The 9,395-nt window shown below is 57.6% G+C and carries 9 protein-coding genes; 7 read left to right on the forward strand and 2 right to left on the reverse strand.

Annotated features, from left to right (window positions below; genetic code table 11):
- The first annotated feature begins 1 nt into the window (after position 1).
- The gene (locus tag ACTZWX_RS17565) at positions 2 to 1,315 is read left to right on the forward strand and encodes a hypothetical protein (RefSeq protein WP_444715023.1); all 1,314 of its coding nucleotides are present in this window, start codon (positions 2 to 4) and stop codon (positions 1,313 to 1,315) included.
- A gap of 204 nt (positions 1,316 to 1,519) precedes the next feature.
- Here the strand turns inward: ACTZWX_RS17565 and ACTZWX_RS17570 are convergent, their stop codons facing one another.
- Together ACTZWX_RS17570 and ACTZWX_RS17575 are read right to left on the reverse strand one after the other, a co-directional pair.
- A complete protein-coding gene (locus tag ACTZWX_RS17570; protein WP_444715024.1) occupies positions 1,520 to 1,843 on the reverse strand; it encodes an MGMT family protein in 324 nt (107 codons plus the stop codon).
- Between the two features lie 23 nt (positions 1,844 to 1,866).
- Complete coding sequence (locus ACTZWX_RS17575) at positions 1,867 to 2,628, reverse strand: SDR family oxidoreductase (protein ID WP_444715025.1); 762 nt, start codon at positions 2,626 to 2,628, stop codon at positions 1,867 to 1,869.
- 72 nt (positions 2,629 to 2,700) lie between these two features.
- On the opposite strand from ACTZWX_RS17575, the gene ACTZWX_RS17580 reads away from it, so the two are divergent.
- From ACTZWX_RS17580 to gspD, 6 genes are all read left to right on the forward strand, one after another.
- Complete coding sequence (locus ACTZWX_RS17580; protein ID WP_138436635.1) at positions 2,701 to 3,270, forward strand: FxsA family protein; 570 nt, start codon at positions 2,701 to 2,703, stop codon at positions 3,268 to 3,270.
- A gap of 196 nt (positions 3,271 to 3,466) precedes the next feature.
- On the forward strand, positions 3,467 to 3,754 hold the full coding sequence (gene groES / locus ACTZWX_RS17585) for a co-chaperone GroES (protein WP_058091815.1): 288 nt from the start codon (positions 3,467 to 3,469) through the stop codon (positions 3,752 to 3,754).
- 76 nt (positions 3,755 to 3,830) lie between these two features.
- Positions 3,831 to 5,480 carry a chaperonin GroEL gene (gene groL / locus ACTZWX_RS17590; protein ID WP_106695369.1) on the forward strand — a complete coding sequence of 550 codons (1,650 nt, stop codon included), beginning with the start codon at positions 3,831 to 3,833 and terminating at the stop codon, positions 5,478 to 5,480.
- Positions 5,481 to 5,648: 168 nt separating this feature from the next.
- Positions 5,649 to 6,440 carry a type II secretion system protein N gene (gene gspN / locus ACTZWX_RS17595; RefSeq protein WP_444715026.1) on the forward strand — a complete coding sequence of 264 codons (792 nt, stop codon included), beginning with the start codon at positions 5,649 to 5,651 and terminating at the stop codon, positions 6,438 to 6,440.
- A gap of 1 nt (position 6,441) precedes the next feature.
- The gene (locus ACTZWX_RS17600) at positions 6,442 to 7,296 is read left to right on the forward strand and encodes a type II secretion system protein N (RefSeq protein WP_444715027.1); all 855 of its coding nucleotides are present in this window, start codon (positions 6,442 to 6,444) and stop codon (positions 7,294 to 7,296) included.
- A gap of 32 nt (positions 7,297 to 7,328) precedes the next feature.
- Positions 7,329 to 9,284, forward strand: a complete 1,956-nt coding sequence (gspD, locus tag ACTZWX_RS17605) for a type II secretion system secretin GspD (protein ID WP_061331725.1) — start codon at positions 7,329 to 7,331, stop codon at positions 9,282 to 9,284.
- Positions 9,285 to 9,395 lie beyond the last annotated feature (111 nt).

Consider the following 9,395-nt stretch of genomic DNA (forward strand, 5'->3'; position numbering starts at 1 on the left):
TATGACCACAGCTAACGAAAGCCCATCACCAACTCAAACATCGCCTGAGCCCGACTGGGAAGCGGGTGTGCGCCGCACGACCCAAGAGGGACGACTGTTGGCCCTGGGTCCTGCACCTGTGACCACCGGCGAGAGGGGGGCGGACGTCAACGCTTGGATTCGACGAAAAACCGAGGGCTGGCTGGATTTGCAGAACGGCAACTTGTTGTTCGGTGCCGAGTTTGCGTTGATGTTTTTGAGTCTCACCGTTCTCGTGATGATGGGTGGGCTCGCTATGACAGTGGACTATTATCTTGGGCACAATGAATTCACTTGGATACCGTTGCTTGGTTTGGGGGGAATGAATTTGTTGATTACGGTCCCGTGGGGACTGTGCATGCATTTCCTGGGCAACAAGGCAGTGAAAGAAACGCCACCGGTGAGGCTGAACCGGCAGCGCCGGGAAGTGGCCATGCCGCGCTGGACGACCGGAAAGGGCTTACAGCTGCCGTTTTGGAACTCAAACTCGGGCTTAATTGCATATATAGTTTTACTGCTCACCATAGGCTTTGTTTTTTCTGCTATTACGCAGGAGAATGCGTCCGACGAATATCGGAGCACATTGGTGTTTTGGGGATTGCTTACTCTAGGTACAGAAATCCTGGTAATAAGCACGTACCTTTTCATCGCCCTCCGCCTGAAGAAAAAACATGACCCCAAACTCGTCTACGAAATCTATCCCTGGGAAAAACTGGTCGCCTACATCGAAACCCGCCAGGACATCGGCCCCAGTTTGATGGCCACACACACGGTGCTCACGCTGGCGATTCCGAAACCCAACGATCCGGAATCGGCCTTGGCTGCTGCCAGCATTAACGTAGGCCATGAAACGGCCGGCCTGGCTCAATGGGAGTGTATTCGCCAGTTTATGGAAAACGGCCCCGAGGCCTGCCCGGACCCGAAGGAGGACGAGACTCTAGCTCACTACAAAACCAAATGCCGCCAAGCCCGCAAAGAAATGTCCCTGGTACCCTGGCTAGGCAAGAAAGTGGGCGACTGGTTCTTCCAGCGTTACCTGGCCCACATCATCACCGAACGCCGCATCAAGACCCTGGCCCTGAAGAGCTTGCCAGAGGAACTGAAAGCCTGGTCCGCGCCTTTGCCCAAGGAACAGTGGGCCAAACCGTCTGAGGCACTGCAGAACCTGAACCAACAACTCGCACGCGCTTACGAACGTGGCCTGAAGTTCACACAGATGGGGCCCGTGTCTGAATGGCAAGCGGGTCGTGAGGAGAAGCAACAACAAAAGCGAGGCAGAGGTCGTTTCCGAGCCTGAGTCTCATGCTAAGGGAATCCCTATATCTTGATGCACATAGCTGACGAGCCCCCGTCATTGCCTCAGCCATTATTTGAGCCCTATTGGGAAGCAGGCCTGCGCCGCACCACTAAAGATGGCCGGTTGCTGGCCCTGAGTCCGGAGCCGGGGGGGGAGCGGGCGGTGAACGCCAATGCGTGGATTCGACGAAAAACCAAAAGGTCCTCAGGGCTGCCACTGAAAGTCCTTCATCTTTACCTTTCCTTTATACACCTCCACCCCTTCCAGTCTCAGCTTCTCGGTTTGAAGCTGGCAGGTTTCCGTGCCTTCAGGAAAAGCGATCTGGCCGTTGCTGCGGATCACCCGGTGCCAGGGGATGCTGTGGCCGGCGGGCAGTTTGCCCAGGGCCCGGCCAACAAAGCGCGCCTGCCGGCCGAGGCCGGCCATGGCGGCTACCTGGCCGTAGCTGGCCACTTTTCCTTGCGGAATCGCGGCCACTACCTGCCAGATTTTCTGCTCTTTTGTCGGTTCTTTTTCGAACTCGTCCATTCAGAGCCTCATGCGTCTGCGCACTAGAGACGCAGTGCGCCGTCCACTTCGATCATCCGGCCGGAAACGTAGTCGTTCTCGAGGATGAACGCCACGGCAGAGGCAATTTCCTCCGGCTTACCCATACGCTTCAGCGGAATGCCTGCGGTCATTTTCTCCAGGGCTTCCGGTTTCATGGAGGCGGTCATTTCGGTTTCGATAAAGCCGGGGGCGATGCCCATACAGCGGATGCCGTAGCGCGCCAGTTCCTTGGCCCAGACCGGTACCAGGGCGGATACGCCAGCCTTGGCGGCGGAGTAGTTGCTCTGGCCCATGTTGCCGGCGCGGGAGATAGACGCGATGTTGATGATGGCGCCCTGGTCACCGTTTTCGATCATGCGGGTGGCAGCTTCGCGGCCGCACAGGAACACGCCGGTGAGGTTGACGTCAATGACGGACTGCCACTGGGCCAGTTCCATGCGTTTATCCAGTTTGCCGTCCTTGAATTTCACCATCAGGCCGTCGCGCAGAATGCCAGCGTTGTTTACCAGACCGTTCAGGTGGCCAAAGTCGTTGATGATGGCCTGGAAGGTTTTCTCAACATCGTTTTCTTTAGCGACGTTGCAGACATAGGTTTTTGCATCGCCACCGGCTTGTTTGCAGGCGTCGGCGGCTTCCGCCAGTTTGTCTTCCATCAGGTCGATGAGCGCGAGCTTGGCGCCTTTGGCTGCCAGGTATTCTGCCATGGCGCGGCCGAGGCCCTGGCCGCCGCCGGTGATTGCGATCACGGAATCTTGAAGTTTCATGGTTTGCCCTAATTAAGTTCAGAGGTGGTTTAAGTTCTCTGTGTGTCTGCATCGTTTTTATAAGGAGGCATTTTGCCCGTTTTCCTTTTTCTTTTCATTATTATGCCCATCGCCGAGATGGTGGTTCTGATCAAGGTCGGCGGCCTGATCGGGGTGTTGAACACCATCGGGCTGGTGCTGCTGACCGCCGTCATTGGCGCCTGGCTGTTGCGTCAGCAGGGGCTGGCTACGTTGTTGCGGGCGAACCAGCGGTTGAACAGCGGTGAGCTGCCGGCAAAGGAGGTGGCCGAGGGGCTGATTCTGGCCGTGGGCGGGGCCTTATTGCTGACACCGGGGTTTATCACCGATGCGGTGGGGTTTGCCTGTTTGTTGCCGGGGTCCCGGCACTGGCTCGCGGCGAAGGCTTTGAAGCGAATGACGGTAGCCGGCCAGAGTCGGAGCTTTTATTTTGGTACAGGCGGTGGTGCCGGGCCATTCGGGCAGGGGCCGTTTGAAGGGCATGGACCGTTCGGGCCGCAGCGTCCGTTTGATCGGGATGCCAATGGTGACATTATTGAAGGCGAATATCAGGATCAGACGGAGAGCGATCGGGAGCGCCTTGAGCGGGCACGGGAGCGCGGTGAGGGCGACGAAAAAAAGTGAAATTTTTTTCGCTCTGGGTGTTGAAAACGTTGGTGGCAACCCCATTAACTCACCACAGATTCGTCTCAGGCTGAAAACTGCTGTCTATCAGTGGCTTGGATGCCGGGGCAATTTGTCCGGTCCGGGGTTCCGGCCAGACACTTTTAACATGCAATTGTCATTGCCACATTAATTTGACTATTGGAGAAACCGAGCAATGAAAATTCGTCCGCTACACGATCGTGTTGTCGTACGCCGTAAGGAAGAGGAAGAGAAAACTGCGGGTGGCATCGTGCTGCCGGGTAACGCCAAAGAGAAGCCTTCCCAGGGTGAGGTAGTTGCTGTGGGCAATGGCCGTATTCTGGATAACGGCGAAACCCGTGCACTGGCGGTCAAGGTGGGTGACACCGTGGTCTTCGGTCAGTATGCCGGTAACACCGTAAAGGTTGACGGTGAAGAGCTGCTCATCATGAGCGAAAGCGAAATCTACGGCGTGCTTGAGTGATCGCAGCAGCGATAAGTACGAACGCTCATTAATCCGATCTTATTCAACTTCGGTTTAACGAACAGGAATAGAAGACATGGCAGCAAAAGACGTTAAATTCGGTGATAGCGCCCGCAAACGCATGGTTGCAGGTGTAAACATCCTGGCAGACGCCGTCAAGGTAACCCTGGGCCCGAAAGGCCGTAACGTGGTTCTGGAGAAGTCTTTCGGCGCTCCGACCGTGACCAAAGACGGTGTGTCTGTGGCCAAGGAAATCGAGCTGAAAGACAAGTTCGAGAACATGGGCGCGCAGATGGTCAAGGAAGTTGCTTCCCAGGCCAACGAAACCGCTGGTGACGGTACCACTACCGCAACGGTTCTGGCCCAGTCCATCGTCAATGAGGGTATCAAGGCAGTGACTGCCGGCATGAACCCGATGGATCTGAAGCGCGGTATCGACAAGGGTACGGCTGAAGCCGTTAAAGCGATCCGTGAAATGGCCAAGCCCTGCGACGACAGCCGCATGATCGCCCAGGTCGGTACGATTTCTGCCAACGGTGACGAGACCATCGGCAAGATCATTGCGGACGCCATGGAGCGCGTAGGCAAAGAAGGCGTCATCACCGTTGAGGAAGGCCGTGGCCTGGAAGACGAGCTGGACGTGGTTGAAGGTATGCAGTTTGACCGCGGCTACCTGAGCCCGTACTTCATCAACAACCAGGACAACATGTCTGCCGAGCTGGACGACCCGTACATCCTGCTGGTTGACAAGAAAATCTCCAACATCCGCGAACTGCTGCCGGTGCTGGAAGCTGTGGCCAAGGCTGGCAAGCCGCTGCAGATCATCGCCGAAGACATCGAAGGCGAAGCCCTGGCCACTCTGGTTGTGAACAACATGCGTGGCATCGTTAAGGTGAACGCGGTTAAAGCACCTGGCTTTGGTGACCGTCGTAAGGAAATGCTGCAGGACATCGCCATCCTGACCGGTGGTACCGTGATTTCCGAGGAAGTAGGCCTGACCCTGGAGAACACCACTCTGGATGACCTGGGTACTGCCAAGCGCGTTAACGTGACCAAGGAAAACACCACTCTGATCGGCGGTGCCGGCGCTCAGGGCGATATCGAAGCCCGCGTTGAGCAGATCCGCAAGCAGATCGAAGACAGCACTTCTGACTACGACAAAGAGAAACTGCAAGAGCGCGTAGCCAAGCTGGCTGGCGGTGTTGCCGTGATCAAGGTTGGTGCCGGCTCTGAAGTGGAAATGAAAGAGAAGAAAGCCCGCGTTGAAGACGCGCTGCACTCCACCCGCGCCGCCGTTGAAGAAGGCATCGTAGCCGGTGGTGGTGTTACCCTGATCCGCGCCATTGCGGCCCTGGACAAGGTAGACGCCATCAACGAAGAGCAGAAAGCCGGCGTGAACATTCTGCGCCGTGCCATGGAAGCGCCGCTGCGTCAGATCGTATTCAACGCAGGTGGTGAGTCCTCTGTTGTGGTTGCCAAGGTGAAAGAAGGCGAAGGTTCCTTCGGCTTCAACGCCGCAACCGAGCAGTACGGCGACATGCTGGAAATGGGTATCCTGGATCCTGCCAAGGTCACCCGTTCTTCCCTGCAGGCGGCTGCCTCCGTAGCATCCTTGATCATCACCACCGAGGCGATGGTTGCGGACGAGCCTGAAGACGAGAAGTCTGGCGGCATGCCAGACATGGGCGGAATGGGCGGAATGGGAGGCATGGGCGGCATGATGTAATGCCGGCCAGGTCCCGACCAGATCTCAGTTTCTGAGGTCTGGCCCGATCTACCCCTGAAAAACCCCGCGCTGGTTCACACTGGTGCGGGGTTTTTCGTTATTTTTGTCATGAACTTGCCTAATGGCTTTGTTAGACTCGGTTATCCGTTCATTAACGTGCAAAACTCAATGACTGAACCCCAAGCCAAGCCTTTCCTGCGCCCTGCCAAGATCCTGCTGCTGTTGCTGCTTGGCTTCCTGGTGTATGGGGTGGTGCTGGTGCTGTGGGTGCCGGCGGGGTGGGTTTGGCACCAGGCTTCCCGGCATGTCCAGTTACCGCCGCAGGTAGTGGTGCAACAGGTGTCGGGTAGGCTCTGGGATGGCGCCGCAGGCGTTGTGGTTGCAGGTTTTCCAGCCCGGGTGCAGTGGACGTTGGGGTGGCCCTCGCTGACCGGGGTGGAGTTACCGATTGGAATTTCCCTGGCGTCGTCACAATCCCGGGTGGAGGGAACTGCTAGTATCGGTTGGCCGGGTAACCTGGATGTGACGGCCCGCGGCCGGATAGCGGTCGAGGAATTCGAAGATCTGATTCGTCAGAGCGGCGGAGCCATGATTGAAGGGGACGTCAGTATCGATCGACTGCGTCTGATCTTCGCGGATAACCGATTGCAGCAAGCCGACGGTGTCGGGCGCTGGAATGGCGGGCTGGTTACCTGGCCTATGGGGAATCAGACCGGGCAGGCGGAGTTCCCGCCTATGCAGGCCAATATAGATACCACTGAGGGTGGCGTTGCGTTGACGGTATCGGAGCAGGGCGGCGATGGCCCCGCCGCGGATGCCAGTATTCTTTGGGACGGCATGATGGAGCTCAGGGTGTATAAACGCATGGTTGACCTGGCGCAGCAGCCATGGCCCGACAGTGCGCGCCCGGGTGATGTAGTGTTCCGGGTTCGTCAGCCAATACTGCCGGGAGGGTTCTGACGTGGCAGGATTGGCAGCACATCACCAGGAGCGTCTATCCAGAGCCCTTGCAAACATTATTCTGGTCGCCCTGGTGGTTTATCTGAGTATTTCGGCGGCCAAACTGACCTGGCTTTATGCATGGTCTGATCGGCCGGTTCCGGATGTCCCGGCACAGTTGGGTGGCCAACCTGGCGCCCAGAACCGGGTGCCCCAGGCTTCCATCGCCGGTTACGAATTCTTCGGTCGGCCAGAGCAGCAGGCCGGTGTGGCAGAGGTTGTTCGCCGCAGCGCACCGGAAACCGGGTTACGGTTGCGCCTCGAGGGGGTGCTGATAGGGCAGCGGCCGGAAGACTCCGGTGCTATAGTTGCCGGAAGCAATGGTGAAACCGAGTATTACCGGGTAGGTGAAACCCTGCCCGGTAATGCAGAGCTGGCCGAGGTGGAATCAGACCGCATTCTGATTCGGCGTGGCGGCCGCTATGAGTCACTCGCATTTGAAGAACAGCTGGACTCTTCGGTAATGATTGCGGACGCACCGGTTCAGGCGGCAGAATCGCCCGATGATTTCCTGGCCGGGGCCAGGCAGCAGCTGGATGCAGAAGGGGCTGCGGCATTGGCGACTTATGGCTTACGGCCAGCGGATGACAGCGGCGCTTCTGGGTATGTGTACGATGGCTCCAACCCGATGCTCAATGCGGTCAATCTGCGCCAGGGCGATGTCATTACTGCCATTAACGGTCAGCGCCTGGGTGATGTAGAACAGGATAAATCCCTGCTGGAAGACTGGCGCAGCCAGGCCCAGCTGGATATCGAGATAGAACGAGACGGCTCCATACTGACCGTTAGCTATGCCATACCCGAGCAGTGGCGCTGATCGGGAACATTACAACAGGACGATATCGCCAGATGTATAACCACAAGACCAACGTACTCCGGACCCTCGTGTTTCTTCTGCTGTTGCCGATCCTATCGGTGGCTCAGGCACAGGATGAAACCTGGCGGTTGAACCTCAAGGATGCGGACATCCGGGCCTTTGTCACTCAGGTGGCGGATATTACCGGGTACAGTTTTGTGGTGGACCCCAGGGTAAAGGGTAAGGTGACCGTGCTGTCCAGTGCGCCCATGAACAAGCACGAAATCTATGATCTCTTTCTGGCGGTATTGAATGTGCACGGTTTCACCGCCATTCCCGGGGAAGAAGTCATCAAGATTATCCAGCAGGTGGATGCAAAGCAGTCTGCCGAGATTCTGGATCGATTCGAGGTTACCCCATCTGAACAGCTGATTACCCGGGTTATCCAGATTGATAATGCCAATGCCCTGGAGTTGGTGCCGATCCTGCGGCCGCTGGTGGCCAAGTATGGACATCTGGCCGGTGTGGCTGCGGCAAATGCCCTGATTGTCAGTGATCATTCATCGAACATTCAGCGAATTGAGCAGATTGTTCGCGAACTCGACAGCCCTTCCAAATACGAGGTTGAAGTTATCCAGCTCAGGGAAGCCTGGGTGGGTGATATGGTCAAACTCCTGCAGGAGCTCGCGCCCGATGAATTGCGTCGTGGCAGCGGTGACAGTTCCGCGAGAAAGTACAGCGTGACGGCGGATGAGCGGAGCAATCGGCTGATTCTCAGGGGCGACGAGACTTTTCGTGACAAAATGCGGGGCTTGATTCGTCAGCTTGATCAGCCCTCGGCAACTGGCGGCACGACAAAAGTCATCCGACTCAAGCACGCTGACTCCAAAGCCCTGACCGAAATTCTAAAGGGCGTGATGGGCGAAGTGGTGCGGGAATCGAGTACCGGCAGTGGCTCCGGGGGCAGTGGCTCATCGGGTAGCCGTTCGGCAAGCTTCTCGGTGTTCGCCGATGAAGGTTTGAATGCGCTGGTTGTCCGAGGCGAGCCGTCGTTGATGCAGGAAGCCGAGCAGATTGTGGCCGCTCTGGATGTGCGCCGGGCTCAGGTGATGATTGAAGCGGCGATTGTCGAGATCAGTGACGAGCTGGGGGATCAGTTGGGTGTCCAACTGGCAGCTGGTGATGAGTCTGCCAACGCCTTCCCGGTGATGGGCACTAACCTTACCAGTGGTGAGGGCATGCTGGGACTGAACTCGGTGATTGGTGCGCTGGTAGGAGATACCCTGCCGCAGTTGGGCGGCGGCATTACGGTCGGCGCTGGCCAGCGGGATCGGGACGGTCTCACCTGGGGTATTCTGATTCAGGCGCTGTCTTCCTCATCCGCTGCCAACCTGCTTTCGACACCGAGCATCATTACCCTGGATAATCAGGAATCCGAGATTATTGTGGGCCAGAACGTGCCGTTCCGGACGGGGCAGTCGACGGTTACCGGTGATGGAACCACCAACCCGTTTACCACCATTGAACGCCGTGATGTGGGCCTTTCCCTGAAAGTAACACCGACCATCAGTGCCGACGGCCTGGTTCGACTGGTGGTCGAGCAAACCACCGAGGATATCTCCACCACGACAGTTTCCGGCGCCTCAGACCTGATCACCAACAAGCGTGAAATCAAAACTACCGTGCTTGCCGATGACGGCGAAACAGTGGTTCTGGGCGGGCTGATCAAGGATGACTTCCAGGTCAACAAGAGTAAGGTGCCGCTGCTAGGGGATATCCCGTTGCTTGGCCGCCTGTTCTCATCGGAGTCTGAAACCCGCATCAAGCGTAACCTGCTGGTCTTCCTGAGGCCGACCATTATGCTCGGCAAAGACGAGAGCGTGGCTGCCACGACCGAGAAGTTTAACCAGCTGTGGGACGTAAACCTTGAAGTCCGCGAAAAGCTCGGCCTGCCCGCCCCGGAAGACCAGCCCTCGGTGGATATGCTGTTCCAGGGGCGTAGGCAGTAGGGTCCCGGGGTGGGTTTCCCGGTGGGGGGGGGGCCCCGGGGGCGGAAAACGGGGGGGAGGGGGGGAAACCGGTGGTTGTAATCCCCGCCCATTAAGTAAAAACACCGGAGA

The organism is Marinobacter sp. NSM, from assembly GCF_052380025.1.
Classification (GTDB): Bacteria; Pseudomonadota; Gammaproteobacteria; order Pseudomonadales; family Oleiphilaceae; genus Marinobacter.

Excerpts from the sequence above, each read along its gene's own strand:
- ACTZWX_RS17565 (WP_444715023.1), top strand. The coding sequence starts at position 2 with ATGACCACAGCTAACGAAAGCCCATCACCAACTCAAACATCGCCTGAG.
- ACTZWX_RS17570 (WP_444715024.1), bottom strand. The coding sequence starts at position 1,843 with ATGGACGAGTTCGAAAAAGAACCGACAAAAGAGCAGAAAATCTGGCAG.
- ACTZWX_RS17575 (WP_444715025.1), bottom strand. The coding sequence starts at position 2,628 with ATGAAACTTCAAGATTCCGTGATCGCAATCACCGGCGGCGGCCAGGGC.
- groES (WP_058091815.1), top strand. The coding sequence starts at position 3,467 with ATGAAAATTCGTCCGCTACACGATCGTGTTGTCGTACGCCGTAAGGAA.
- groL (WP_106695369.1), top strand. The coding sequence starts at position 3,831 with ATGGCAGCAAAAGACGTTAAATTCGGTGATAGCGCCCGCAAACGCATG.
- gspN (WP_444715026.1), top strand. The coding sequence starts at position 5,649 with ATGACTGAACCCCAAGCCAAGCCTTTCCTGCGCCCTGCCAAGATCCTG.
- gspD (WP_061331725.1), top strand. The coding sequence starts at position 7,329 with ATGTATAACCACAAGACCAACGTACTCCGGACCCTCGTGTTTCTTCTG.